This window comes from Mycobacterium sp. smrl_JER01, assembly GCF_048513595.2.
GTDB lineage: Bacteria > Actinomycetota > Actinomycetes > Mycobacteriales > Mycobacteriaceae > Mycobacterium.
In genome coordinates, this window is the sequence record NZ_JBLXXK020000003.1 from 33,446 (window position 1) to 59,030 (window position 25,585).

Here is a 25,585-nt window from a genome sequence, read left to right on the forward strand (position 1 = left end):
GTGTAAGCCGCGGAGGACGCGGCTGTTCCTTGGTGTACATGTAACCGACGGCGCTGGTGGCGCTGCGTGCTGTCTCATTGCCCAACTGACGTCGGAGATTCGGGACAATCGCTGTGAGACAAGAAACGAGACGCTCCCTGACGCGCCCTCGATCTGGGGCGATGGACCGGAGGGCTGGTCGCCGATTGGCTGTCTCTTTCTCTAGAAACGAGACGGATAGATTGCCGCCGCTACAACTCACAGTCGCCAGGCGCGAAAATCACGGCCTGGCGTCTGCGTTGATCTGTCTACTTTGGTGAGGAATCGCGGGCTGAGGCTGACTGGCCTCCGGGGCGCACGCGTCGATGTGCTTTGAGGAAGTCATCGACGATGTGTTCGCAGTGGTGCCGGCTCATGGTGTGGAGTCCGGTCATGCGTGCGAACGCGAGTGGTCCGACGAGTTGGCACATAGCGAGTTCGATGTCGAAGTCGTCAAGCTCGTCGCGCGTTTGGGGGCTCTGGAGGATGGCGTCGAACGGCTGTCGGTATTGGTCGACGACCTTCGTTCGCAGTGTGTTGGTGTGGCCGGCCTCGTCCCCACTGCTGGGCGTAGGCCCCAGGGATAGCCAGGCCAGGGTGGTGAGGTGAAGGGGCGCGTCGGCGAAGAGCGATGCCTGACGGCTGAGCAGTTCGATCAGCTGCTCTCGCAGAGGAACTGAGCGGGGAGGCGGTGGGGTGACCTGGGGCAGGAGTCGCTCGAAGGTGGCAGCGAGAAGATGGGAGGAACTGTTGAAATGGCGGTAGAGGGTGGTTCGCGCGACCTTCGAGGCCTTGGTGACAGCGTCGATCGTGACCGCCTCGACCCCGCCCGTGCTGAGCAGATGAGCCGCGGCGTCGAGCAGACGGGTTCGTGACCGCGCGCGGCGTGGATCGGCGTCGTCGTCGGGCGATGCGTCTTCGCTCAACGCCGTATCCGTCGACTGAATTGTATGGCCGTTCCGACTCGCATCAGGTTATGGTACCAACGGTAGCGTAGCGATACTGCGCGTCCCATAATCGTGGCTGGTCGCGTCGGCGTGCGCCGCACCCTCGACTGGCCCGCCCCGCGAGAGGCCGAGGACCGCCGATGACGACAGCCGAATCGATCAAAGAAGATCGCTTCGCCGAGGCGCTCCGTAAGCGAGAGATCATCCTTGACTGCACCGCGACGATCGCTTCCAGTGGCGGATACGACGCGGTGAAGATGCGCGCAGTTGCCGATAGCGCAGGGATCGCGGTCGGCACCCTCTACCGCTTCTTCCCGTCGAAGCCGCACGTACTGGTAGCCGTCCTGGCGCGTGAATTCGAACGTATTGGCGCTGAACGAGACTGGACCGCCACAGCGGAAACATCACGAATACGTTTGGCGCAGTTGAACACTCGCCTGTGTCAGGAATGGCGCGCTCGGCCTGCGCTGACCGAGGCCGTGACCCGCGCATTCGTGTTCGCCGATGACAGCGCAAGCGCGGAGGTGGACCGCGCGGCAGGGGTCATCGAGCACCTGATTGGGCTGGCAATCGCTGGCGGGGAACCGAACCCAAGACATCACAGGCTGGCCGCCCTGGTCAGTGATATCTGGTTGGCCAGCCTAATCGCCTGGGTCCGGCACAGCATGTCCGCCGAGGACGTCGCGCTCCGACTGGAGCGCAGCGTCGCGTTGGTCGTCAGCGACAAGGAGTAGCCGTGCAGAACGCATTTCGAAGCGATGTTACGAGAACGATACTATCGGTAGCGTACCGATACTGATAGTATCGTTGCCGTTGCTCGGCGAGAGAGGTCTGATGATCACCCAGTGGATCGAAGCCTGCGAGGTCCAGCGCGTCAGCTTGGTCGGCGGTTTGGTGCTCAATCTCGAGGACTACAACGAGTTGGTCGTCACACGGCCACTGAGGTTGTCACTGCCCCCGGTGGGGGCGTATCCGGCCGAAGACGTGATCGTCGATCCGAATGACGTGCCGGATCATCAGCGTCCGTTGCTGAATTTCGCCGGTAGCGTGTGCACGCTTGCCAGCTGCGACGATGACGGCACCCTGCGTGTCGAGTTCTCCAACGGCTACGGCGTCACGGTGGCTCCCGATGAGTGCTTCACGTCGTGGGAGCTGTACGGCAAACGCCACGGTTACATGGCCTGTCTACCCGGTGGCCGGGTCCGCGTCGTGCGCCATGATGTGCCCGAGAATGACCTGGTTGCCGACCGCCCTGCGGTGCGCCCTTGAGCGTCGACGGCAACGAAGCGGACGCGCACAACGACGACGCCGCTACTCGGTTGCGCGAACGCGCCATTTCGGCTGCCAAGACCTCCGGCGAATACAGCGAGCGTCTCGGCGCGTTGGCTCGTTTCACTGTGCGGCACAAGGCGTTGGTGATCGGCGCCTGGGTTGGACTGGCGGTGATTCTGGCCCTGCTGTTCCCGCAACTGGAAACGGTGGTGCAGAAGCAGTCGGTGCAGCTGATCCCGCAGGATGTCGGGTCCTTCCAGACCCTCGACCGGATGAGCGAGGCCTTCGGCGAGCAGGGCTCCAAGACCATGTTGTTTGTGGCGATGGAGGACCAGTCGGGCATGACGCCGTCGGCGCGGCAACGCTATACCGACCTGGTGTCGCGGCTGCGGGCCGACACCGAGCACGTGCTTCTCGTTCAGGACCTGCTGGCTGATCCGGTGACCGCCGCTCAGGCGCTCAGCGAGGACGGCAAGGCCTGGTATCTGCCGGTCGGGGTGGCCGGCACGCTCGGTGACCCTGCGGCCGCCGAGTCGGTCACCGCGGTCCGCGCCATCGTCGCCGAGGCCTTCGACGGCTCGTCGACGACGGCGAAGGTCACCGGGCCGCCGTCGACGTTCAGCGACCAGATCGCCGAGGCCGAACACGATCTGCTGTTCATCTCCATCGCCACCGCGGGGCTGATCGCGCTGATCCTGCTCATCGTCTACCGGTCGGTGTTCACCGCGCTGTTGCCCCTGCTGGTGATCGGCATCAGCCTGGCCGTGGGGCGCGGACTGCTCTCCGCACTCGGCGAGCTGGGTATGCCCGTGTCGCAGTTCACCGTGGCCTTCATGACGGCGATCCTGCTGGGCGCCGGCACCGATTACACCGTCTTCCTGATCAGCCGCTACCACGAACAACGCCGGGCGCAGGTCGCCCCCGATCAGGCGGTGGAACACGCCACCGCCAGCATCGGCCGCGTCATCCTGGCCTCGGCCGCCACGGTCGCGTTGGCGTTCGCCGCCATGGTGTTCGCCAACTTGAGCGTGTTCGCCGGGATGGGACCGGCCTGCGCGGTAGCCGTCCTGGTCGGATTCGCCGCCACCGTGACACTGTTGCCACCGGTGCTGTCGCTGGCCGCGAAACGCGGTATCGGCGAACCCAAGTCCGACCGCACCCGGCGTTACTGGAACTCGGTGGCCGTGGCGGTGGTGCGCAAACCGGTGCCACTGCTGCTCGTCAGCTTGGCCATCCTGCTGGCACTCTCAGCGGTCGCCATGACGATCACGTTGAGCTACGACGACCGCAAAGGACAACCCGACACCACCGCCAGTAACGAGGGCTATCAGCTGTTGGACCGGCACTTCCGCAAGGACATCGTCATCTCCGAATTCCTCCTCGTGGAGTCTCCGACCGACATGCGCACCGGCATGGGACTGGCCGACCTCGACGAGATGGCCTCGCGCATCGCGCAGATCCCCGGCGTGTCCAAGGTGTCCGGGGTCACCCGCCCCACGGGAGCCCGCCTGGAACAGGCCCAACTGGGCTGGCAGAACGGACAAATCGGCGACAAGATGGCCAGCGCGGTGGACGACGGCAACGCCCGCAAGGACGACCTGGCCAAGCTCACCGGCGGCGCCGACCAACTCGCCGGCGGCCTCGCCCAACTCGATACCACCCTGCGGACCGCCCTGACCCCACTGACGGGAATCCTCGACCAGGCCCAGACCGCCGGACAACAGGTGGACCAGTTCCGGCCGCTACTGAACCAACTCTCGGCCACCGCACCGGCGGTCGACCGGGCGCTGCGTTCTGGTCCGGGGCTGCGCCCCCTCGCCGAGCAGGCCGACGGCGCCATCGCCACCATCGACCCCCTGGTGGGCGCCCTGAACACCTCGCCGTGGTGCGCGACCACACCGCAGTGCGCCCAACTCCGTGACCAAGTCCAAGTCCTCGCGACGCTGCGCAACGCCGGGTTCTTCACCCAGGTCGCCGGGCTCGGCGATCACCTCGGCGAGAACGCATCCGTGGCCGACACCGTGGCCAGCTTCCAGACCGCGGTCACCTCGCTGGACAACGCGTTCGGCGCACTCGGTGACCCCGCCGACCTGGCCGGTAACATCCGCCGACTCCAAGACGGCATCAGCCAACTCGCCTCCGGCGCCCAAGCTCTGGCCACCGGTGTGCACACCCTGGCTGACAGCAACATCGAGATGCTCAGCGGGATGAGCCAGATCGCCACCCAGCTGCAGAACTCGGCGCGCGCCAGCACCGGCTCCGACTCCGCCAGCGGCTTCTTCCTGCCTCCCGACGCCTTCGAGAATCGACAGTTCGCTGACGTCGCCAAACAATTCCTCTCCCGTGACGGCAAGACCGCCCGGTTCCTCATTGAATCCAGCAACGACCCCTACAGCGCGGCCGCCGTGAACTTGTCCCACGAAATGGTCGCCGTCGCCGAGGGCGCCCGGCCCAACACCTCGCTGGCGGAGGCACGAATCTCGGTTGCCGGATTCCCGGCGGTCAACTCCGACATTCAGCGCCTGCTGACCGCCGACTTCATCCAGCTGGCCGCCTCCACCCTCCTCGTCGTGGGTCTGATCCTGGTGTTGCTGCTGCGCGCACTGCTCGCCCCGCTCTACCTGCTGGGCACCGTGGTGCTCAACTACGCCGCATCGCTGGGCATCGGGGTGCTGGTCTTCCAATGGGGACTAGGCTACGAAATCGCCTGGCCCGTACCACTACTGGCGTTCATCGTCCTGGTCGCCGTGGGCGCGGACTACAACATGCTGCTGGTGTCGCGACTCAAGGAGGAATCCACCCGTAACTTCCGCGTCGGGGTCCTTCGCACCGTGGCCACCACCGGATCGGTGATCACCTCAGCTGGCATCATCTTCGCGGTCAGCATGTTCGGGCTGATGGTCGGCTCCATCGCCATCATGATCCAAGCCGGATTCATCATCGGCTGCGGCCTGCTGCTGGACACCTTCATCGTGCGCACGCTCACCGTCCCCGCCATCGCCGTCCTGCTCCGCGAGGCCAGCTGGTGGCCACACCGCCCCATCACCATTCGATCCGGCTAGCCCCCGACACCGAGGCCTACAGTGTGCAGCGGTCGAGGAACTCGGTGACCCACGATGCTGCCGATGGTCGCGACGTTCGCCTCGGCGGTGGTGGGCCGACGACTGTACGTTCCTTCAAGCTGATCTAGTGGACTTTTATGCATCTGGTGATCGTGCTCGGGCGCAGCCGTCGCCTTGTGGGACGGCGTGAGAGACCTTAAGAGCGGTTCGTCGTCGAATCGGTCGCCACGCCAAGCGGCCTCACCCATCGATTTTTCAACCGGGTAGCGACCGTGCAACTGCGGGCGTACACGCAAGGCGCGGAGGTGACCCTACCCGGCAGCCGAGACAGGCTGTGATCACTCTCGTTTCTTTAAAACAGACGGACTTGCAACGACCTGAACGTGGTCCTCATTAGAGGGATGGCTCCGAGGTCGTCTGACCGTCGCACCTTCCAGGCGACGTCGTAGCGGTCGAGATCCTGACGGCACCGCTTGAACTCATCGCCGACGCCTTGCCTCGCACCGCTACCACGACACACGTAGCCAGCTCCCGGGCAACTAACGTCCCATGCGTCACTATCTTCACTGTGGCCACAGTGAAGGAACACGCCCTCCGACCCACGCGGACCGATGGGGGCCATTCGAGTCGTCGGGACGCGGAGCGGCATGCGCGCAACTCGCCCCAGGGCCAGAGTAGGGCGCGACACGCATCATATCGGCAGTTCAGAACCATTTACACATGTATACTTGCAACATGCTAAGCAACGCAGAATTGTCGACCCGGCGCACGGCGCGCCTCCGTAAGGGTGTAGGAAAAACCGTGCAGTATTTCCGCCATGGTGGTTCCGGTGGAGCTGGCGAGACAGCTCGTGGCCCTGCATCGTCTGGCGTTGGCGAGGCTGCTCGGCGAGATTGGCGTGGCGTTCGATGCGTCGCTGGCGCGGTGGTATCCGGTATTTCCCAACCCGATGCAGATTCAGGGCGGGACGTTGTGCCAGGACGTACGCAGTCACGTGCTGGCGATGAACGGCATCGACGCGCAGAGCGCGAAGGCCCCGGCGCCGCCACTAGCGCCAAAGGGCGCCTCATGCGGGCCGGGGTCGACGTTGCGGATGTCCACAGGACCGAGTTCGTCGGTGCGCATCGGCGATGCGGGGATGGCGTGGGCTCGGGTGCGCCACATCAGCCCGCAACGAGCCGCCGATATCGGCGCGTTACCCCCGCAGTCGATGCCCAAGTCCAAGCCGGGCAAGCAGATGTCGCTCGACGCCGGCGAGCCCGTGGACCAGCGGGTGTTTGGTCCGGCGGGGATCGGCGACGATTACGAGCTGATTGTGTACTGGTGGGAGACCCCGGGCCGGTTGTCGGTGGGTGGTGCCATCTTGGCGGTGGTGGCCGATCTGGACACCAACGAGGAGCGGATCCTGGGGTTCGAGCCGTTGCCGCTGGCGATTCGGCCGAAGACCGTTGCCGAGCAGCAGATCGTGGCCGAGGACGACGAGGAAGTGCACGACGACTTCAAGAAGTTCTTGCCGGGGAATGCTCCCGAGACCGGGGAAGCCGAGGCGTAGACGATGAGCTGGTACCGGCCGGGCGCGTGTGGGGACGAGGTGGTCGGTGATGGCGTCGGTAGAGGTGTTCGGCACACGGGTCCGCCAGGCCCGGGTGTTGCGGCGTCTGTCAGGCACCGCGGTGATGGATCATCTGGGTTGGCGCTCTCCGCGCCAGACGCGGTTGGAGCAGTCCGAGACCGCGGCCCTGCAGTCCGCCGATTTCGATCGGCTCACAGCGTTGTTGCGTTTCCCACCAACGTTTTTCACGACCGCCCCGGCGTCGCGGGTGACGGCGCGGGATTTGCTGTTCCGGGCGCCCAAGTCCACCACGGTCACCGAGAAGGAGTACCTGGCGGTGTTCGCCAACGTCGTCGGTGATCTGCTCGGGCAGCTCAATGCGGTGGCCAAGCTGCCCCCGGTGCTACTGGAGCCATTGCCGGCGGGCACCGATGTGGTGACCGCGGCCGCGCAGGCCCGGCGCTGGCTGGGGGTGGCACCCGGGGTGCCGATCAAGTCGCTGACCTACGAGCTGGAAGCGGCCGGGGTGCCGGTGGTCATGCGGATGAAGCACTCACGCTCCACCGGCGTGGTGGACTGGGACACCGATGAGGACGGGCCGGCCGGGTTGTTGACCGAGAAGCATCTGGGGTGCTCGGCGCGGACCGGGGAGTATCGGGAACGGCCGCTGGTGTTGTTGCGGGCGTTGGATTCTTGGGAGCGCACCCGCTGGACGGTCGCCCATGAGATCGGGCATTTGTTGTTGCACCGTTATGGCGATGTCAGCGATGACCAGGAGCGCGAAGCCTCCCGGTTCGCCTCGGAGTTGTTGGCGCCGGCCGAAGTGCTGGCCCGGGAGGTGCCGCCGGTTCCCACGCTCAGCGATCTGGTCGATGCGAAGGTGAGGTGGCGGATTTCGCTGGGGGCGTTGATTATTCATCTTCGTGAGTCGAAGCTGATTGATGAGGTCCGGGCCGATACGTTGCAGCGTCAGCTCTACACGCGGATCAACTCCGAGACCGGGCACACCTGGGGCAAGACCGAACCGGGCTGGAATGCCCGCACCCCGGAGCGGCCTCGGCTGCTGCGCCGGTGGATGGAGGAATGCTATGGCTCGGTCAGCGTGGAGGCTTTGGCCGCCCACGACCTGATCTATCCCACAGACTTGTTGGCCGACATCCTGGCCGGCCAGCGTGAGGCCCCCGCCAGGGTTGCCGCGGCCCCGGAAACCGCTTCGGCGGTGCTCGATGACGAGGCGATCCTGGACCGCGGGGACACGGTGGTGCAGCTGCGCCGGCCTCGCCGGCAGGCCTAGCACGGGATTGCGGGGGCGGATCGGGGATGGCACGGACACAACGGATCGCGCTGACCGATGCCCCGGACACCTACACCGTGCTGGGCCCTGATCACCTGCCGATCGAGGCGGCCGAGGAGTACCTGCAGTTCCTGCGCGATGACGGGTCCTCGCCGAACACGGTGAAGGCGTATGCGGCGGGCCTGGCGGCGTGGTGGACGGTGCTGGAACACACCGGCACCGACTGGCAGGACATCAGTACGAGCTTGTTCGGGCAGTTTCTGGCCTACCTGCGCACCGGGGACCTGCCGGGGACCGCCCGGATCGGGGCCCCCGAGGTGTGGCTGGGCACGGCGAGCACCCAGCTGCGGGCCGCGGCGGTGCTGGCGTTCTACCGCTACCACGCTGATGCCCATGGGCTGGCAGGCCCGTATCAGCGGCTGTTCACCAGCCACGGCAAGCGATCACGGTCACGGTATATCCCGATGCTGGCCGGGGTCGGCGCACCGCGCTCCAAGGACCGGCCCATCTACACGGTGCGCAGCGGAAACAAGTCCGCCACTCCGGTGCTGCTGCCCACCCAAGTGGCTGCGATCCTCGATGGCTGTGCCACCCAGACCGGACAGGACTGGTCGGGGCCGCCCTCGGGGCTGCGGGACCGGCTGTTGTTCGCGGTGCTCGCCGAGACTGGGATGCGCCTGGGTGAAGCGCTATCGTTGCGGCACCACGATTTTCATATCGGTGCCGGTGGGACACCGTTCATCGACGTGGCCTCCCGTCAAGATCATCCGCGCGGGGCCCGCGGCAAGACGCTGCTGGCCCGGCGTATCTACATCGGTGACGACTTGGAGGCGCTGTATTCGGCCTACGTGTGGCATCTGGTCGACCAGGGCGCCGATCTGGAAGTGCCCGACCTGGACACTCACTTCGTCTTCGTCAATCTCACCCACGGGCAGCGTTTCCGGCCCATGCGTGCCGAAACCGTCTACGCCAAAATCGATTCGGTGACCAAACGTGCCGGCGGGCTGTTACCCGACCGGTGGTCACCGCACTGGCTGCGCCACACCCATGCCACCGCGCTGCTGCTTTCCGGGGCCCCGCCGCACGTGGTGATGCGCCGCCTGGGCCACGCCGATATCCAGACCACGCTCTCGACCTACGGATGGGTCACCGAGGACGCCGAGATGCGCACCCTGGCGCAATGGCGCAGCTACGTCGCTGGCTGGAAAGGGCTGCACCATGACCACACCGACTGACCCGCCCGCACCCACGCTGGCCCCCGCCCCCGCGGCGGGGTCATGGGCGATCCAGTGGGCCCAAGTCCCCCCGCCGTGGCACCGACCGGTCTATGCGATCTACAGTGCTCCGTTCGATCAGGTGTTTCTGCGCAACCAGTTCTACCTGCAAGCACACCGCGCCGGAGCCGCGCACGATTTCGCCCCGGACGCCCCTGCTCGGTTCGGCGACGAGATCGCCTGGTGGGTCTGGACGTGCTGGGACCAGCAGCTACGCAAGATCGAACCCTCCCTGCTGGCCTGGCTGACCCGCACCCTGCCGGCCGCGATCGACGAACACCGCACCCGCACCGGAAGGGCACCGGTTAGCATCGCCGACCTGGACCCCAACGCCGTGCTCCGCCAGGCGGTCTTGACCTTTCAGCGCCGCAACATGCGGCTACCCTCGGCGGGATCGCGGCGCAACATCCGCCACGTCATCGAGCATCTGCACCTGTGGGTATCGGTACGCTGCACCGATACCCCGTGGTGGGAACACGACATCTGGGATCTGCGCACCGACCCGCGCATCCCGCGCCGCGACCACGAACCCCGCCACGACACCGCCGTGCGGCTGCGCGATATCGAACCGGCGTGGCTACGCGAAGGGCTGCGGTTCTGGCTGCGCAGCGCGTTGACCTACGACCTGCTGGTCTGGTCCTCGGCCGCCGACCGGGCCCGCAACTTGGGCTCGCAACTCGGCCGGTTCGCCCGTGACCACGGCCATCATGATGATCCGCTGATCAGCACCGATCCTGATCAGCTGCGCACAGTGTTCCTCGACTATCTCGAGTACCTGCGGTCCCCAGCCGCGGCCACCCAGTCTGAGCGCCTCACCCCGGATACCGTGGCCACCCTGCAAGCCCAAACCCAAGCGTTCTACACATTCATGCACGACAATGCCGCCGACGCGGCGACCGCGACGGCCAACCCCCGCTGGCGCGATATCACGCTGACCCACACCGCGCTGTGGTCACCACTGCACGCGCCCAAACAGCGCCGCCGCGAACGTGAACTCACCTGGTATGCCACCGCAGACCTGCAGCGCATGCTCACCTATCTCGACGTCCTGGCGGCCCCCGCCGGGCACAAAGTGGTGCTGACCAAAGCCGACGGCACGATCACCATTGCCGCCGGCCTCGGTGACCCCCAGGCTGCCCGGATCTGGCTGCTACAGGCCCTGACCGGGCGCCGGGCCTCGGAAATCCTGATGCTCGACCATGATCCGTTGCAAGCCATCCCGGGCCAGGAACGCCCCACCGACGCCGATCCAGACACGTTCGTGGCCCGGCTGCGCTACCAGCAGACCAAAGTCGACGACGTCATTCCCACCATCCTCGTGGAGCAAGCCATCGTCGATATCGTCACCGAGCAGCAGAGCTGGCTGAAGACGACATACCCCGACCTGGCGCCCCGATACCTGTTCCTCGGCGTGAAGAATCAGCACCGCGGCCAGCAGCCCCGTTCCTACAACACCTACCGCACATCGCTGGCCAAGCTCGACGACTGCCACGACCTCACCGACAGCGCCGGGCGACCACTGCGCTTCACCCAAACCCATCGGTTGCGCCACACCCGGGCCACCGAACTGCTCAACGACGGTGTCCCGTTCCACGTCGTGCAGCGCTACCTCGGTCACAAGAGCCCTGAGATGACCGCTCGCTACGCAGCCACCCTGGCTGCCACCGCCGAAGCAGAGTTCCTCAAGCACAAGAAGATCGGTGCCCACGGCACCGATATCTCCATCAGCCCCAGCGACATCTATGAGATGACGCAGCTCGGTGCCCGCACCGACCGGATCCTGCCCAACGGTGTCTGCCTGCTGCCGCCGCTCAAACAGTGCGACAAGGGCAATGCCTGTTTGGGCTGCGGTCACTTCGCCACCGACGCCACCCACCTCGATGAGCTGCGTCAGCAGCACGCCGCGACCGAAGCGCTGCTGGCCGCCCGCCGTGACCAGTATCGCCGACGAAGCGGACGCGAACTCGGTGAGGACAACATCTGGGTGATCGAACGACGCCGTGAACTGCGATCGTTGGAAGCGATCATCGAACGCCTGTCGGCTACCGGAGACGAAGAGGCGGTATCCGGAGCCGGCACCGGGGTGGGAAAGCGCCTGCCGCTGCTACAGATCCAAACCCGTGGCGCCCATCAGTCCGCCCTCGATAAGGCCCAGCAACCCCGCACCACGGCTCAATGACCGCTGCCCGCTCCACCGCCGGCCTCAGAAAAGCCAGCGCCAAAAGCCGCAACGACGCCCGCCGCAAGATCAGAAAAGCGCTACGCGAGATGCAACGCGCCGGAATGACGATCAACCCCAACGCAGTCGCCCGCCACGCAGGGGTCGCCCGCAAAACGATCTACAACCACACCGACCTCTTCGACGAAATCCGCGCCGCCTCCGCGATACCACGGCCAACGATCGCCGCAACCGAATCCGAGGCGCCCATCCGCGGATCCTCGGTGGATGCCGCTCTGCGCCAACAACTGCGGACACAGAAGCGCCAATACGACAACGACATCGCCGCTCTCAAAGCCGAAATCAAGGAACTCAACCAGCAGCTCGCGGCCGCTCACGGCGAGATCCACCGCCTACGCGGCAATGGCACCGCCAACAACAGCTGATCGAGCCACATCATCGAATCGCACAGCAGCCCGCCAAACCGCCGTCACGCCGGTTACACCGTTACCGATAACAATGTGTCACTCGGTGATCCTCGCCCTCAAAACCCCAATCGGTAACTGTCTTACACATAGCAATTCCCGTTACAGATAACGCAGAAAGCCCTCGGAGAGAAAGCATCCGAGAACATGGCATCGTTCATCGGCTTCTCTGATGAGCCGTGGGCACAGGAAGTGGATTGGGTGGAAGTGATGGACGGTGCGGGCGTGCATGTCGCCCAGCATTCAGTCACGCGGCGCTAAACCTAGCCTCGGTGATCTGTGTGGCCGGTGTGTGACCATCCCGTCGATGGCCGAGTCCGATTTCGTGGGGGCAGGCAGGCGATAGATCTGCGGCCGGTCGGCTCCCAGCCGGCCGGCGTTGACCATCGCCGGTGCGATCCGGACCCGGCGGGTCTGCGTGCGCCCAGGCCCAAAATGCTGGCGTCGCCAGTGACCGCGGCGTCGATGCGGAGCGGTCGTGCGCCCGGTCGGCTCCCCTTTGGCTGTCTGCTTCGGATCTGCCGTCGCCGTCACGTTGAGCACGTGCACCGCATCGTCAGTCCGTTTCCCTGCGCCTGGTCCGGCCGCAGCCGATTCCTGCTCGTCGTCTCCGCGGGTGTGTCCGGGACGGTGCCAATCCGCCCACGCTGCTACGGCTGCAGCGTTGGCGACGAGATTGGCGTAGCTCGTCGTGTTGCGGGCTGCCGGGATCACCCAACGGCCCAACACGCCACCGGCTGACCTCGACGGGATGGTCACACACCAGCCAAACAGATCATCGAGGCGGCCGTGTGCGTCGGCAAGCAGCAGGACGGCCTCTATGTGCGCGCCGCGCGCGGCGATGGCATCCCACAGGGTCGGGAGCGGTGACTGGAAGTTGTTGGTGGCGCCGATCATCATCTCGCGGCCGTCCGGCAGTTTCTTTGACGAGCCGACCAGGTGATCGATCCACCGCATCCGAGGATCGTCACGCAGCACGCCGTTGTCGATGGCCGGCAGCCGCGCCGGCTCGGCGAACGTAACCAGCACCTGAGCGAACGGCATTCGCAGGTCTTCGACATCCTCATCCGACAGAGGTTCGGAGTCCAGGTAGGCGATGGTATGCCCCGGTGGCAACCAGAATGGCACGGCAGCGGCCGCCGCCACGGCGAGCCGGCCGTTCGTCACAGTCCGGTGCCGGCCCCACGCACCGACCGCCGACACCGCGTACCACGACTGCATCGCGGCGGCGTCAGCCGGCGACGGATACGGCGAACTGCCGGCCACCAGAGACGGAATCTGGGACTGCGCCGCCGACGTCACGTTGTGCTGCAGACTGTCCATGAACGCATCGGCAACCATCTGCGCCCCCGCCGCGGTGGCCGCCTCGCGAAGCGCTGCAGAACCGGTCGACAACTCGGTCGGCGTCGGTACTGCGGTCGGCGCATCGACGGTCACCGCCGCATCCTCGGGACACCCACCCAGCATCCGGGATACCGGATGACCGGGATCGGCGGCGATGTCTAACCACGGCGGTGGTGACTTGAAAGCGATCAACGCGGCCGTGTCTTCCGCCACGATCTCCATGTAAGCGTCCCACTCTGGGCCGTCGACATCGGTCACATCGTTGGGCAACACCGTGCCCATCGCGTAGGCGACCGAATTCGCCAGCGCCATCTTCTGCTCGACCGTAAAGTCCAAGGAGGCACCTTGCCGGATGCCACGCGCCCGCTGAATCGCCTCGGTCTGAACCGAACTCAGACGTGTGGATACCACCCCCTCGGTCAGATACGCACGGTCGCCGGACAGGATCGCGTAGAACGACTCCGGCCCAAACCTCTCCCAACCCCAGTCAGCGATCCGCGACCAGTGACGAGCCAACTCCTGGGCAGCCTCGTCGAGCTGGCGCGCCGCCACGCGAATCGCATCGCGGTCGGAGGCGATTCGCTGCAGCTGCGGCGCGCACACCGCATCCCTGGCGCTGATCGCCGCACTCAAGTCTGCACGCAACCGGGCATCCAACTCGGCGCGTTCGCGCATCGTGACCAGCCGCGACTGCTCCTCCCTCAGCTGGGCTCGCACCCGCGCCAAATCGGTCGCCAGCCGCGCCGCATCCTGATTGTTCTTGCGCTGCTTGTACTTACCCCTGGCCATCGGCCACGCCTTCCTCAGGCAGAATGCTGTGCAACCCCGCCGTTGTGAGATCGCGAGCCACCTCGAAGCGGCGCGCTCGGATCGCGGGCAGTCCCTCGACGATCGCATCACGGTGCGCGAGCACGTGCGCCGGTGCTTCATCGAGCAGCTCCGCCACGCGCTCCACACTGCGGGCGATCGTGTCGATGTGCCGCCAGCGCTCGTGGAACTCCGCGATGTCGGCACTCACCTTCTCGCGAGCCTCCTCCAACAGCGGATTGGTAACGGCATCGCGGTCGCGGAGGGCCTGCGCCGTAGCCGACCGCAGAGCGTCTGGATTGGCGAGACGCTGCTCCAGATCGGTACGTTCCTTGATGGTGACACGCACCTGCTTCTGCAGCTGCTGCAACTCTTCGCCGCCTTCTGCCATGGCTTCCCCTCCCAACACCCACACACCTATTTGTCTGTGGAAAACTCGAATGGGCCTAGCCGCTCGCTCTGGCCCCGCCAATCACTGACATCACTCGCCCGCGCGTCTTCACCGGAATCAGCCACGGCTCCATAGGTGCGGCTATGGTCGTGGTCAACGTCCGGCAGGGCCGCAATCTGGTCGCAGATCCGGCGCTCAGCGGCGTAGGCGGCTTTCAGCGCGTCGGCGCTGAGTCTGTCCAGAGCGGCCTGAAGCTCCGCGACACCATCCCCTGACTGGTCCGCGGAGGCTTCCTCGGCGGTAACCGGCACACCGAACGCCATATTCGTCTCAAGCACGATCGTTTGGAGTTGTTCAAACGTGAGGGACTTCGCGTCGACCTCGCCCGCTACTTGCGACAGCTTGCGGAACGCCGCGGCGCGTGCCGCTTCATATGCCGGCGTGCCGGATTCGGCCGCCAGGTCATCGTCGTAGCTCACGGCTATCAGTCCTCCTCGTACCTTTAACGGGATGCCTCGTTGCGGAAGAGGTGGAATGAATGTCCGGCCATCAACGGCTTTTGCTTCCTCGATACACAGTTGCGTGCATACTGTTCGGCGTCACTGAGTTGGTCCTGGCTAGCCCCTGCGGCCGCCGCATGCTCTCGCAACTTGGCTGCGAGCGAGGCCGGCTCACTGCTCGTCTCGGTACCGAGACAACTCCAGTAGACCGCAGCTCCGTAGAGGTCGAGTGCCCGTTGAAAGCCTGCGAGGTTACCCATTTTTCTATTCCATTTCTGCCGATATGCGTTGAGCGCCTTTGCTGAAACGCCTGTCCTGTTCATCCCTCTGATGAAGTCCTCCGCAGGTTACGCAGTAGCCGTTCTGGACGGCGTGCTCAACTCCGTTCGGGCTCAGCCATGTCCCGGTCCACGGATCACTGTTGTTGCGCAACTCCATCTCCCTGCGTTATCTTCCTGCGTTGTGTGGACGGTAGTCCTGGCTTATTGGGTCACCGGACGCGTCGGGATGCACTCGGCATCGGCTGCACCCCTCGGTGCCGGCCTTGGGGTTCGTGTGCGACTTCACGCCCGACCATCCGCAGGAAGTCATCGGATCATCGTTCTGCGATTGTCGCACCGGGAGCCGACAATCTCCCGGCTTCAGCCGTGCTAGTTGTGGTGTTCCGCAGCGCTGGTTACGCGACCGCTTCCTGACGCGCGAGCCGGGCGGTATCCGGAGATGGTTCGTTCTTCGAGGATCCAGTGGCGTGACGGATAGGTCGCTCGGACGGCTTCCAGCGGTCCTGTAATGCCGACGACAGCGGCGAACCGCTCGTCTTTGGGGGTCGCCCGGTACTCAACGAGCGCGGCATCGGGGGCATCGCTGGATTGGGCGTACCGCACCAGCTCCCGCCGAATAACTGCTGTGAGGGTCTCGCCGTTGCGGGATGCTGCAGTGGCTGCGGCATCCCATTCACTATCAGGCACGCGCAGCGATCTGCGCGGTGTGTGCTCGTCGGCTGGCATGGCAAACAGTGTTGCATCTGTCATGACACAAAGTTGTCTCGGGTACTCAGAGATCGAAGACACACATATCCGATCTGCGGGTGACGTTGACCACCTCTACGGGCCTCTCGCAGCCATGCGGCCGCGGTAGGGCGTGGCGGGCGTCGCCCCGTAGCTCGCCCATGTTCTTGGCGGTGGACAGAAACGTCTTGTCAAGGCTGAACATGACAAACCTGCCGTCCTCGTCGACCTCAATGACGTCACCGACCGCCTCCAACTCCTCGATGACGATGTCCATAGGGACGGCTCCGTCGAGGTGGTAGCGCCCAACGGCGTACCAGTGCATGTCTTCCGCCGTCAGGGCCATGATTCGGCGTCCCCTCTCCCATATCGCGCACTGTTTGTCATGACACATTAGCACTGTTTGTCATGACACTTGATCGCAGTTCCGTGCAGATTGTCATGACAGCTCGAATCTTGCGGAGACGTAGGCGGGGCTTAGCACCGAGCTTTGTGCAGCGGGGCGGACCGCCAAGGACGCGGCGGTCGATCTCGCCCACCGCAGTGGCACGACATCTTTCGCCCACAGTTCGTCAACGCCGGCGTTGCGCCTCCGCCGCCGCATTGCGCAACCCGGTTGCAATCACCGTGTGAAGGCCGTCCCCATCCAACTTATCTGCGTAGTTTCGTGCCTGCCTGGGCGTCAGCACAACATCGTTCGCAGTTCCCAGCGCCTCGTCAGGACCGCGGACCGTAACGCAGCCCGGGCGGCATCTAGATCAATAATCAAGCACCCTCCTCGTCATTCCACACCGGCCGATGACCGGAACCTCCTGGCGGTCAGCCACACTCGGACTCGCTCCTCATCTTCATGGCCATGGCGTTGAGGACACGGCAAGACTGCGCGACAAGGATTGCGCCCGATTGTGTGATGGCACGATGGACGGGATGGTCAGGCGCGTATCTCGCGAGCACTTCGCCGATGCGGTCGGCCGGCTGCACCATCGCGCCATCAGGGCCGGAGCACAGGTCCGCGCAACTTAGTATGGACAGCTTGGTTGCATCGGGCACTGGGTAGCCGGCCAGGACGGGCCCCAACCCGCGCTCACGTGCTTCGAAGGCGGCGCCCGAGTGATGTGCGACAAGGCCTATAACCGATTCTGGAATAACGTTCCGAGTAGACCTGTGCCGTCGCAGATAAGCAGCTCCATCGAGCGGGTGGAACCCTGTATCCACAAGACCAGGGGCGTACCCGATGTCGTGCAGCCATGCAGCACAGATGATCTCAGTGGCGGCTTCCGGCGCCAGCGCGATCGCCAGACGGGTGGCTGTCGCAGCAACGGCCATGGTATGCGACCACCGCCGCGGCAAGGAGTCCGCGAGAAGCTCTTCGGCGATCCGCTTCGCCATCTCGCTCATCGCGCCTGGATCCTTCTTCATCTCTCGCCTTCCGAGGTCACCGCTATCTCACTTATTGCAGGGCGGACGCCATACCGCGGAGGCACGTCACCCATTCCCGCAGTAGCTTCTGTGCACCGGCGTCCCGCAAGCACCCACCAGCGGCTATTTGGCAAAGATACGGACTCCGTAACCGTGCGCGCTGGCGTCGGCAGATCCATACCCGGCCGCGGCAACCGCCGCTGCCACATCGCTTGCGTCCTCCCCAAGACGAAGCAGCTCTCGGGTCGCATGCTGCTCCGCGGCGCGCCGATCCGGAAACTCGGAGTAGCCGAAATACTTACCATTGCTGATCTTGCAGAACTCCACCACAACCATCGTGCGCTCATACCTTCCTCGACCCGCACTGGGTCACCATGTTCGACCGAACTTGACTCTCTCGCGATTGCGGTATCCCCGTGCGCACGCGTCACGCACTTCTGAGTGAGAGCAGATCACTCAACTTGCCCACCACATCTCGGGATAGGCACCTGGATATACCTGCACCCCAAGGCGTTCCCTCGGTCGACCGCTACAACTACATCGCTGCTCTTCTACGTGATCACCCCGGCCGCCCCAAGGCGGTGGGCAACACTTCTCAACTCAGGCCCCGACCACACCCGCACCGGCGGCGATGGGCCGGCCCCAGCCCGGCTTCACCTGTGGGAACCGGAATCTATAACGGTCACTTTCTTGGTCGCAGGCCACGAATGCCAACCAGTTGACCCCAGCGAGATCCGAACTCGGGACTTACTCGGATTCCACTCAGCCCCTGGAGGATTCACGCCTCGTACTTGCATATGGGTTCCGTTGTCCGCCACGATCTCATCACCGACCTGCAGTTGGTCGGCCCGCTTCACAATCTCCATGCACATTCGCCTCGTCTGACTCGATCGGCGTCAATACTCGCGTGTGCACCGAGAACGCGGTGCGACACGCCGGGCGAGATTCATAGCCGACCTTGAGCCAAACCAGCGGAGCGATACGCTGCCAACCTAGAACTGGCCGATTGTAGAGCTGGTGTATGGCCGCTTCGCCCACCCACACGCCAACCGGCCACAGCACAGCGCAGGGACACACGTCGCAGAAGACCGAAGGCCCGTCCGGCATCTCTGCGGACTCACCGCGTCAGCTACCTCACTGCCTCCGCCCCTGCGGGAATTGCCCGTGGCGGCGAGATTCCCCCGCCGGCGAGTTCCCCGCCGAACGCTACGCCGCCTTACGCTCCACAACCGGGCTCCCAGGAAACGAAGCGGGCCTGGGCGCTCCCATCTTTGCGTGCCACAAATCCCGCCGCGGGCGCGATCGTGCGTGCGCTGGCTGGCTGGCAGTTGCTGAAGTTGACCACCTCGGCGTTCGTCTCGCGGTAGTGCTCGGCCGCCTGCCAGCCAGCGCTCTGCAGCCCGACAACGATTGGCCTGCCCTGTTCGGCTCGTTCGACGAAATGGCTGAGCGCAATGGACTGCCTTCCGGCACCGACGAGACACCCGACCAATACCCCATCGAATGAGTCGAGACAAAGCCATGGTGGCACTACGCCCAGGCGCAGTGGTTGTTGTTGGCGTTCACCTCATCCCCTTCCAGATGGCTACTTCTCGTCCACCGAAGTGTCAGCCCCCAGATCAGAGCAGTCACGTCCATTGGTTCGCCGGCCTGGCAACCAACACCGTTAACCAACGTCAGGCCCAGAGACGGGCACCGCAGCAATCCAGTCCGTGACACGATAGGGTCGAGCAACCCGACGTCACGGACCTGGAGGACCCACATGGGGAAGATTGTCACCATCGAGTACGTCGACGACCTGGATAACGTATCAGTAGATCCGGCTTCGGTTGACACCGTGGACTTTTCGTATCGCGGCAAGGATTACTCCTTAGTCCTGACCGCCCAGAACGGCGCCCAGTTCGACAAGGACATCGCTCGCTACATTCGCGCCGCAAAGAAAGCGCAGACTCGGGCCGCGAAGTCGGCCACCAGAATGCCCGGAGCCACCTCCAAACCCGCAGCACCACAGCCACGGACAACCCAGCAAAAGGCGCCCTCCGGCACGACGCGAACCCGCGGCAAGAAAACTCCAGCCGTCGCAGCAGTACCAGAACGCAACAGAGCAATACGCGAATGGGCCAAAGCCAACGGTCATGTCGTTTCACCTCGCGGCCGGATCTCCCAGAACGTCATCGACGCATACGACGCCGCGCACTGACTCAGCCTCAGCACGACCGCCAACACCTGGCCCTTCCCCCTCGCGCTTGTGTCCACCTCCACCCCACTCAGGCATCGGGTGGGGTGGAGGTGGACACGGAAGATTCCGTTTGCTTGTCCGCCGTGTCCACCACCCGGCCACCGCCCGGCCACCGCCCTACGACATCACACCCTCCGCGCCGATAGCGTCCGCTTCGTCTACGTCATCGGGCAGTCTCAGCCCCGTTGACACCCCGAACATCAGCCGGCGATTGTTCTCTGGCCGAGATGTGTACTCCTCGGTGGCATCGAGATCCGGCACTGTTCGAATGTGCTCGATCACCGCATCCGTGATCTGGACGCCGTCGTAGCGGGCTGCGACATACAGCCTGCACACTCGCATCTTCTGCGCATGATGATCCGCAGGGACAGCCACAACGTCAGCCGGATCAACAAGCACAACCAACGTCTCGTCGCTGAACGTACTCGCGTAGCTGAGCGTGCCCACGTGGATGCCCACCGAGCACGCCGAGTTGCGGTCATCGTCAACCATCTCGCGCGGCATCCAGATTGTCGCGCCGACTGGGTAGGGCACACGGCCCACAACCGTCTGCACTGACCCGTCCTGACTCTGGACAGTGACCGGCTCACGGCCTGCGTGAGCGGACAGCCCGTCCGACCGGACAGACTTGTAGCCGACGATGTATCCCTGTGTGGTCAGGGTGAATCCGCCTGCTTTCAGCCAGCCGAAAAGCTGCGACCGCGAGGCGGCAGACGGGTTGCGTTCCAGCCTTCGCAGGAACCCACCCAACGGTGCCAGATCGGAGTCGCTGTTGGTCAGGCGGATAGCCGCTGCCAGCATCACCTCCTCTACAGGGTCGCCATGTTCCAGCCGATACGCGAGCTGCGCTTCATCTCCGCAGTCGCCGTCCACGACCGATACCGCTTCTGCGGTAGTAGCTTTCACACCTACCCGGAACCTTTCGATCAGATCGCGTACTACTGCGAAATCCTCTCCGCGCTCATCGACCAGGTAGCGGCGCACCGGCCCGTAGGTCGGGTCGGCCGCTGCGATACTCACGCGGGCCGAGCCTTCGGTCACAACGATGGAATGGTCATCAATCAGTGCATACATGGCAATTGTCCTTCAAGTCGCTTTGTTTGATAGTGGCTGTACGGCAATGCTTTTCATTCCGGCTCCGCTACGTATGCCGGGGGCGTGAACGCCACATAGTTGACGTAGTGCCCGTTACCTTCACCGCTGTACCGGGTGTACCGCAGCAGCGGATATGCTCGGATCAGTTCTGCGTGCAGCGAACCGATATGCGAGCGCAAAGCGCGTGCCGAGGCGCTGTCCTGCCACGCTTTCACCGTTGCTCGGTGATCATCGGTACTGCTGTTTGCCGCTGCGGTGATCTGCGCGCACTGTGCGAGCAGCTCCCGTCTCGGCTCGTCTGGGCTGACAAGCTCCAGCGCGGCGGTGGCGATGTCGAACTCCGAGCGGTTGGGCCAGTGGCTGGCATACACAGCTCCCAGTGCCTGGGTACGCGACCACTGCACAGTTGCTGCCTTGAACCGTGCCTCGGCCCACTCCTCACGGCCCATCGCGTGTGGTGCCTCTGCGAGCAACGGCCCGCTCTTGCGGCGGCCCAGATACACCGTCACCGACGCCGGACCACCGCTAGCGCTCATCGACGGCCGGTCGCCCTCGACATAGTTGACCGGCAATCCGCGCGCACCGACCTCGACGGCGGTCAGTGTTTCCACTGTCGGCAGGGCACCGTCGGCGGAGATCACGACGCACTCGTATCCGCTGTCTGTGCGCCGCTGGGAACGTCCGGCAGCCAGCACAGCACACCACCGTTCAAAGGTGTAATGCACACCCACGTCCGCCGGGCTGATCTGCCAGGTTTGGCTGGTAGATCCACCTCCGTAACCGAACACGGTCAACGGCACCATTGACTGGCCTGCCGACAGCGCGATGACGCGCCGGACCCTCGGGTGCTCCCTGGCGAGGAACTTGGCGAACCGGGAGATGACCCGCCCGGCAGGGACATCACTGACGATCAGCGTGCTGCTCAGCGCGGCAGCGGCGGACACCGCTTCAAACGTCGCATCGCGGCCAGAGCCGGTGCGCTCCCAGCGGTTGCGCCCCGAGCTGCCCCCTACCGTCCACTCTTGGCACCCCGTCGGGAATCCGAACCGGAACGGGATCGGCAACATCTGTGTGCGACCGACACTGCCCAACGTGTCCGCGCGCAACGTGGTGGCCGCACCCGCGTCGGTGTCCGCCAGCGCGGCGATGCGCTTGGCAAGTTTCTCGAACTGCACCTTGAACTCTGCCACCGCAGCGTCCACAGCGGCCCGCGTGCGATCCGTGGCGATGATCGACTCCCGGCTCGGAGTGTGATCAAAGGAACCGATGGGCAACTCGACGACGCACGCAAACAACCCGGTGCCTTCCAGCACCCGGTCGGTGATGTCCGGCACCGAGGAGAACAACGTTCCTCCCGAACGCACCACCACAGTGCTGCGGTCCGAGCGCAGGATGCGGCGGCACGCTACCGGCCCGATCCACTCCGGCCCACCGCCGATGCTGTCCACCGGCTTACCGTCCACGACGACCGTGCCCGGATCGTGCGCCGTTGCCACCTCCTGCACGACCCGCTGCCACGCCTCAGACTCCTGGCCCACTGCCACCGGAACGATGATCGTGGTGCCGTTCGGCAGATCACTCGGCTCCCCAGCCACCATCACCTGGTGTTCCAGATTGCTCGCAGCGCGTACGGTGGTACGCCGCCCGTCTTTGACGGTATCGACCAGAAACGACTCAGACAGCGCCCACGCCGACTTCGCGCCAACGCCGAGCCCACCGATCAGATCATCGCTGTCACGTTTACTCGACGCTGCGAACGCCAGGAACGTCGCCTCCACTTCAACCAACGACATTCCAGTACCCCGGTCTGTCACAACGAAGTTCGGGTCGAGCAGGGTGGGGGTAGTAACCTCTACCGGGTACTGGCTACCTGCGACGCGGCTGGCATCGACCGCATTCGACACATACTCACGCACCACGGCCAGCCGCCGATCCGCGTAGAGATTGACCAGCATTTCCATCATTCGCCGTGCCCCTTCGGGATCGACGCGACTGGTCATTGTCGGCAACTCAACGCCGGTAGGAACCAACGTCGAAACAGGCTCAGCAATACGCATAACATTCCCTTTCCGGGACTCCGGGGCCTGCCGGAATGGCCTGCCCTACAACATCAATCATACCTCCCAACACTGACAGACAGGTCGATTCGCACCACCTGAGCCTCGCCGCAACCTCAACCACAACCACCAAGTCCCCGACACTGCCACCCCGCCCCTCGCCCGGCCTCATATCCGAGCCAAGGCAGCAGAACAAGCACCACCACCCCACCCAGGCATCGGGTGGGGTGGTGGTGCGCTCAAGAGTGATGGTCACGGTACTGCGCGGCCCCGCAGTGTGGTTTCCTGACGGCCGGGGCACAGGACACACCCCGGCCGTCAGTCATTAGCCCGCCGGCTCCAGCTCCGAGGCAAGGAACCGCACCTCGATGCCGACCAGCTGACCCGAGCGCGGATCGACCCGACGAACATCCCGCAAGTCGCCCTGCACACCCACTACACGGCACACCGAGCCCGCAAGTCCTTCCGTAACCGTCACGCCGTCACGGACTTTCACACTTTCACCTACTGAGAACACGCTCTCCCCTTCCCGGGGTTCGCGGGCCCGCCCTACTGGCTTGCCCTACATCTGAGAACTCTACCGACCACCACCGACAACATCGCTGCCGCGACGCGTGAACTGACCGCTCATGGCGGCTATCCGGAGCCGGGACCGCCCCAGTGGCGGCTGGAACCCGCCCACTCGTCCAGTACGGCCAGCAACACCGCCGCCTTGCTCCCGATGTCTTCCCGCACGTCAACGTTGCGCTCATCGTGGTACCTGTAGGCAGCCGGACTACCGCTGTCCCGATCACAACCGACCGGGCACGCCAGGGTGCACTCGTGCATCGTGTGCAGCTCACTGAACGCGGCACGCAGATCGCCCATCGCCGCCAGTACCGGCTCTGGCACAGCCCCATTCATGCGCCGACCCATTCGTTGCTCTGCCCCACAATCTCGGCGATCGCCGGACATGCCACCACGGTGATCGTGTGGCAGTACCCCAGCTTCCCGGCGGCGTCGTGCCCGTCTCCGGTGTACTCCGACAGGTCCTCCCACAACTGGTCGAGATCGCCGCATGATGCCACCTCCACGTCCTGGACCGTCACAGACTCGTGCCCATCGCTGTAGGCGCACTCCACCTTGACCACCAGCCCGATCACCTCACACCCCCGATCCGCACAGTCAGCCCATCGGCCAGCGCCGCAACCGACATCTCGGCAAGACCCTGAACTCGCGCAAGCTGATCAGCACTCAGAGCCACCGACCGCTCACCATTGACCGCCGCGACCACCGCCGCTCCGAACACCGGCCCCGGCCGACCCAACCGGTTCGCAACCAACGTCGCCACGACATTCAACGCCTCCGACAACGCCGCCTCATCACTGAAATCGACACCGACGATCGCCTCGTCATCAACCCACATGTCGAGACCCTGATCGAGCCGGATCACATCGAACCACGAGCAGCCGATCTGCTCCCGAAAAAGCCGCCCCGCACCGCCCCGCACATCACTCACAAACGGCACCCGAGCAACCTCGCCATTCATACCAATTCGAAGCACAACCGGCATACCACCATCACTCACGATCAATTCCCCTCTCCGGGATCCGAGGCCCGCCGAAATGGCTTGCCCAACACTGCTAAGACTACCTCTCACCACCGACAGAACTCCCGACAAGATCCGCTGCGGACACCGCCGCTCACTACCGACCGGCCACCCCTACAGGGACTCATCACCACCCCACCCAGGCATCGGGTGGGGTGGTGATGAGTCGGTGATCAGCCTTTGCGGAAGCGGGGGTTGGGGTGCCGATCGCCTGGCCAGCACCCCAACCCCCGCCCGGGCCTACGCCGCCGCGGTCTTCGCGGCTCCCGTCTCATCCGCCGGCGTCCGCCCGGCCGCGAGGATCTTGTCCACCGCGCTGAACACCGCCCTGATTTCCCGGTCGCCGATCTGCTCATCGCCCAGCCACCCCTGGATGTAGGCGCGGGACTCCTCCGGGGCCCACTGCGTCAGACCCGTCTCATGGGCCAGCAGATAGGCCGTAGCCTCCGCCTGAAACTCCGCCACACCGCGGCACAGCGTCCCCTGCTCCCCTGAGTCGTCGGCAGTTGTGTGCCCGAGCACGACGTGAGCGAGCTCGTGAAATCCGGTCTTGGCCGGATACACCGCTACTGGCGAGATGGCCACCGTACGACCAGACGAATAGCCCTGAGTGTTCCCGTCGATCAGGGCGAAGGGGACCTGTTCGATGTCCAGTGCAGCCAGTGCCCGTCGCCACTCCCATTCCGGCAGTTCTGGCCACTGGACCTCCGGCCCCTCAGTGTTGGAGTACGGGAACGTGGTGCGCTTCAACCTGAACCGGCACACGACCACTTCCTCCTCGCCGGTCTTCTCGTTCGTCTTGCGAAACGGCAACGGATGCATCACATAGCGACCCCCGCCTTTGACCGGGATGCGGCCCAGCCCTTTCCACACGCTGAATGGCGCGCACGGCTCGGTGACTCCTTGCGACCACAGCAGGATCTGGTTCTGCAGCGAGTACTGGTAGAAACGGCAGTAGGTGTTGCCGAGCTGGCCGGGCATCGTCAACGCTTGCGTGAGCAACGCCGACCAGTCGACGTCCCCGTTGCGGGAGACAGCTGGCGAAATCCGCTCTGCAGTGTCTGTAGTCACAACCG

25 protein-coding genes are annotated in these 25,585 nt (G+C 64.8%); 10 read left to right on the top strand and 15 right to left on the bottom strand.

The features are described from left to right. Positions 1-287: 287 nt before the first annotated feature. A complete protein-coding gene (locus tag ACNUDN_RS29625) occupies positions 288-944 on the bottom strand; it encodes a TetR/AcrR family transcriptional regulator (protein ID WP_419124346.1) in 657 nt (218 codons plus the stop codon). A gap of 161 nt (positions 945-1,105) precedes the next feature. On the opposite strand from ACNUDN_RS29625, the gene ACNUDN_RS29630 reads away from it, so the two are divergent. The 8 genes from ACNUDN_RS29630 to ACNUDN_RS29665 all read left to right on the top strand — a co-directional run bounded on the left by ACNUDN_RS29630 (position 1,106) and on the right by ACNUDN_RS29665 (position 12,023). Further along, positions 1,106-1,699: a TetR/AcrR family transcriptional regulator gene (locus ACNUDN_RS29630; protein ID WP_419124347.1), complete on the top strand. Its 594-nt coding sequence runs from the start codon at positions 1,106-1,108 to the stop codon at positions 1,697-1,699. Positions 1,700-1,799: 100 nt separating this feature from the next. Next, positions 1,800-2,234: a DUF6188 family protein gene (locus ACNUDN_RS29635; protein ID WP_419124348.1), complete on the top strand. Its 435-nt coding sequence runs from the start codon at positions 1,800-1,802 to the stop codon at positions 2,232-2,234. Positions 2,235-2,284: 50 nt separating this feature from the next. Then, entirely contained in the window at positions 2,285-5,299 is a 3,015-nt protein-coding gene (locus ACNUDN_RS29640) for an MMPL/RND family transporter (RefSeq protein ID WP_419125297.1), read from the top strand. 817 nt (positions 5,300-6,116) lie between these two features. Then, positions 6,117-6,851: a hypothetical protein gene (locus ACNUDN_RS29645; RefSeq protein WP_419124349.1), complete on the top strand. Its 735-nt coding sequence runs from the start codon at positions 6,117-6,119 to the stop codon at positions 6,849-6,851. Positions 6,852-6,900: 49 nt separating this feature from the next. Then, on the top strand, positions 6,901-8,145 hold the full coding sequence (locus ACNUDN_RS29650; RefSeq protein ID WP_419124350.1) for an ImmA/IrrE family metallo-endopeptidase: 1,245 nt from the start codon (positions 6,901-6,903) through the stop codon (positions 8,143-8,145). Positions 8,146-8,171: 26 nt separating this feature from the next. After that, on the top strand, positions 8,172-9,380 hold the full coding sequence (locus tag ACNUDN_RS29655) for a tyrosine-type recombinase/integrase (RefSeq protein ID WP_419124351.1): 1,209 nt from the start codon (positions 8,172-8,174) through the stop codon (positions 9,378-9,380). Beyond that, positions 9,364-11,598 carry a tyrosine-type recombinase/integrase gene (locus ACNUDN_RS29660; RefSeq protein WP_419125408.1) on the top strand — a complete coding sequence of 745 codons (2,235 nt, stop codon included), beginning with the start codon at positions 9,364-9,366 and terminating at the stop codon, positions 11,596-11,598. The genes ACNUDN_RS29655 and ACNUDN_RS29660 overlap by 17 nt, the downstream gene beginning before the upstream one ends. Beyond that, positions 11,595-12,023: a DUF6262 family protein gene (locus ACNUDN_RS29665; protein WP_419124352.1), complete on the top strand. Its 429-nt coding sequence runs from the start codon at positions 11,595-11,597 to the stop codon at positions 12,021-12,023. The genes ACNUDN_RS29660 and ACNUDN_RS29665 overlap by 4 nt, the downstream gene beginning before the upstream one ends. Positions 12,024-12,305: 282 nt before the next feature. On the opposite strand, the gene ACNUDN_RS29670 is transcribed toward ACNUDN_RS29665, so the two are convergent. The 7 genes from ACNUDN_RS29670 to ACNUDN_RS29700 all read right to left on the bottom strand — a co-directional run bounded on the left by ACNUDN_RS29670 (position 12,306) and on the right by ACNUDN_RS29700 (position 17,866). Next, a complete protein-coding gene (locus ACNUDN_RS29670; protein WP_419125409.1) occupies positions 12,306-14,195 on the bottom strand; it encodes an AcrVA2 family anti-CRISPR protein in 1,890 nt (629 codons plus the stop codon). Then, the gene (locus ACNUDN_RS29675; protein WP_419125410.1) at positions 14,182-14,604 is read right to left on the bottom strand and encodes a hypothetical protein; all 423 of its coding nucleotides are present in this window, start codon (positions 14,602-14,604) and stop codon (positions 14,182-14,184) included. Before ACNUDN_RS29675 ends, ACNUDN_RS29670 begins: the two co-directional genes overlap by 14 nt. 26 nt (positions 14,605-14,630) lie before the next feature. Next, positions 14,631-15,083 (bottom strand): hypothetical protein, encoded by a 453-nt coding sequence (locus ACNUDN_RS29680; protein ID WP_419125411.1) that lies wholly within the window; start codon positions 15,081-15,083, stop codon positions 14,631-14,633. 671 nt (positions 15,084-15,754) lie between these two features. Next, the gene (locus ACNUDN_RS29685; protein ID WP_419125412.1) at positions 15,755-16,111 is read right to left on the bottom strand and encodes a hypothetical protein; all 357 of its coding nucleotides are present in this window, start codon (positions 16,109-16,111) and stop codon (positions 15,755-15,757) included. Between the two features lie 46 nt (positions 16,112-16,157). Next, complete coding sequence (locus ACNUDN_RS29690; protein ID WP_419125413.1) at positions 16,158-16,457, bottom strand: hypothetical protein; 300 nt, start codon at positions 16,455-16,457, stop codon at positions 16,158-16,160. Positions 16,458-16,930: 473 nt separating this feature from the next. Then, positions 16,931-17,509, bottom strand: a complete 579-nt coding sequence (locus ACNUDN_RS29695) for an HD domain-containing protein (RefSeq protein WP_419125414.1) — start codon at positions 17,507-17,509, stop codon at positions 16,931-16,933. Positions 17,510-17,653: 144 nt separating this feature from the next. After that, positions 17,654-17,866, bottom strand: a complete 213-nt coding sequence (locus ACNUDN_RS29700) for a hypothetical protein (RefSeq protein ID WP_419125415.1) — start codon at positions 17,864-17,866, stop codon at positions 17,654-17,656. A gap of 685 nt (positions 17,867-18,551) precedes the next feature. Between ACNUDN_RS29700 and ACNUDN_RS29705 the strand changes: the two genes are divergently transcribed. Both ACNUDN_RS29705 and ACNUDN_RS29710 read left to right on the top strand, forming a co-directional pair. After that, positions 18,552-19,037 (top strand): DUF6283 family protein, encoded by a 486-nt coding sequence (locus tag ACNUDN_RS29705; RefSeq protein ID WP_419125416.1) that lies wholly within the window; start codon positions 18,552-18,554, stop codon positions 19,035-19,037. Positions 19,038-19,292: 255 nt separating this feature from the next. Then, positions 19,293-19,730, top strand: coding sequence for a histone-like nucleoid-structuring protein Lsr2 (locus tag ACNUDN_RS29710; RefSeq protein WP_419125417.1), 438 nt, complete (start codon positions 19,293-19,295; stop codon positions 19,728-19,730). Positions 19,731-19,886: 156 nt separating this feature from the next. On the opposite strand, the gene ACNUDN_RS29715 is transcribed toward ACNUDN_RS29710, so the two are convergent. The 7 genes from ACNUDN_RS29715 to ACNUDN_RS29745 all read right to left on the bottom strand — a co-directional run bounded on the left by ACNUDN_RS29715 (position 19,887) and on the right by ACNUDN_RS29745 (position 25,580). After that, positions 19,887-20,843, bottom strand: coding sequence for a hypothetical protein (locus tag ACNUDN_RS29715; RefSeq protein ID WP_431961347.1), 957 nt, complete (start codon positions 20,841-20,843; stop codon positions 19,887-19,889). Between the two features lie 53 nt (positions 20,844-20,896). Continuing rightward, positions 20,897-22,864 carry an ATP-binding protein gene (locus ACNUDN_RS29720; RefSeq protein ID WP_419125419.1) on the bottom strand — a complete coding sequence of 656 codons (1,968 nt, stop codon included), beginning with the start codon at positions 22,862-22,864 and terminating at the stop codon, positions 20,897-20,899. Between the two features lie 382 nt (positions 22,865-23,246). Continuing rightward, a complete protein-coding gene (locus ACNUDN_RS29725) occupies positions 23,247-23,417 on the bottom strand; it encodes a hypothetical protein (RefSeq protein ID WP_498450176.1) in 171 nt (56 codons plus the stop codon). 140 nt (positions 23,418-23,557) lie between these two features. Continuing rightward, the gene (locus ACNUDN_RS29730; protein WP_419125420.1) at positions 23,558-23,812 is read right to left on the bottom strand and encodes a hypothetical protein; all 255 of its coding nucleotides are present in this window, start codon (positions 23,810-23,812) and stop codon (positions 23,558-23,560) included. Positions 23,813-23,820: 8 nt separating this feature from the next. After that, positions 23,821-24,063, bottom strand: a complete 243-nt coding sequence (locus tag ACNUDN_RS29735) for a hypothetical protein (RefSeq protein ID WP_419125421.1) — start codon at positions 24,061-24,063, stop codon at positions 23,821-23,823. Then, on the bottom strand, positions 24,060-24,428 hold the full coding sequence (locus tag ACNUDN_RS29740; protein ID WP_498450177.1) for a hypothetical protein: 369 nt from the start codon (positions 24,426-24,428) through the stop codon (positions 24,060-24,062). Before ACNUDN_RS29740 ends, ACNUDN_RS29735 begins: the two co-directional genes overlap by 4 nt. A gap of 321 nt (positions 24,429-24,749) precedes the next feature. Further along, positions 24,750-25,580 (bottom strand): zincin-like metallopeptidase domain-containing protein, encoded by an 831-nt coding sequence (locus tag ACNUDN_RS29745; RefSeq protein WP_431961350.1) that lies wholly within the window; start codon positions 25,578-25,580, stop codon positions 24,750-24,752. Between the last annotated feature and the right edge of the window lie 5 nt (positions 25,581-25,585).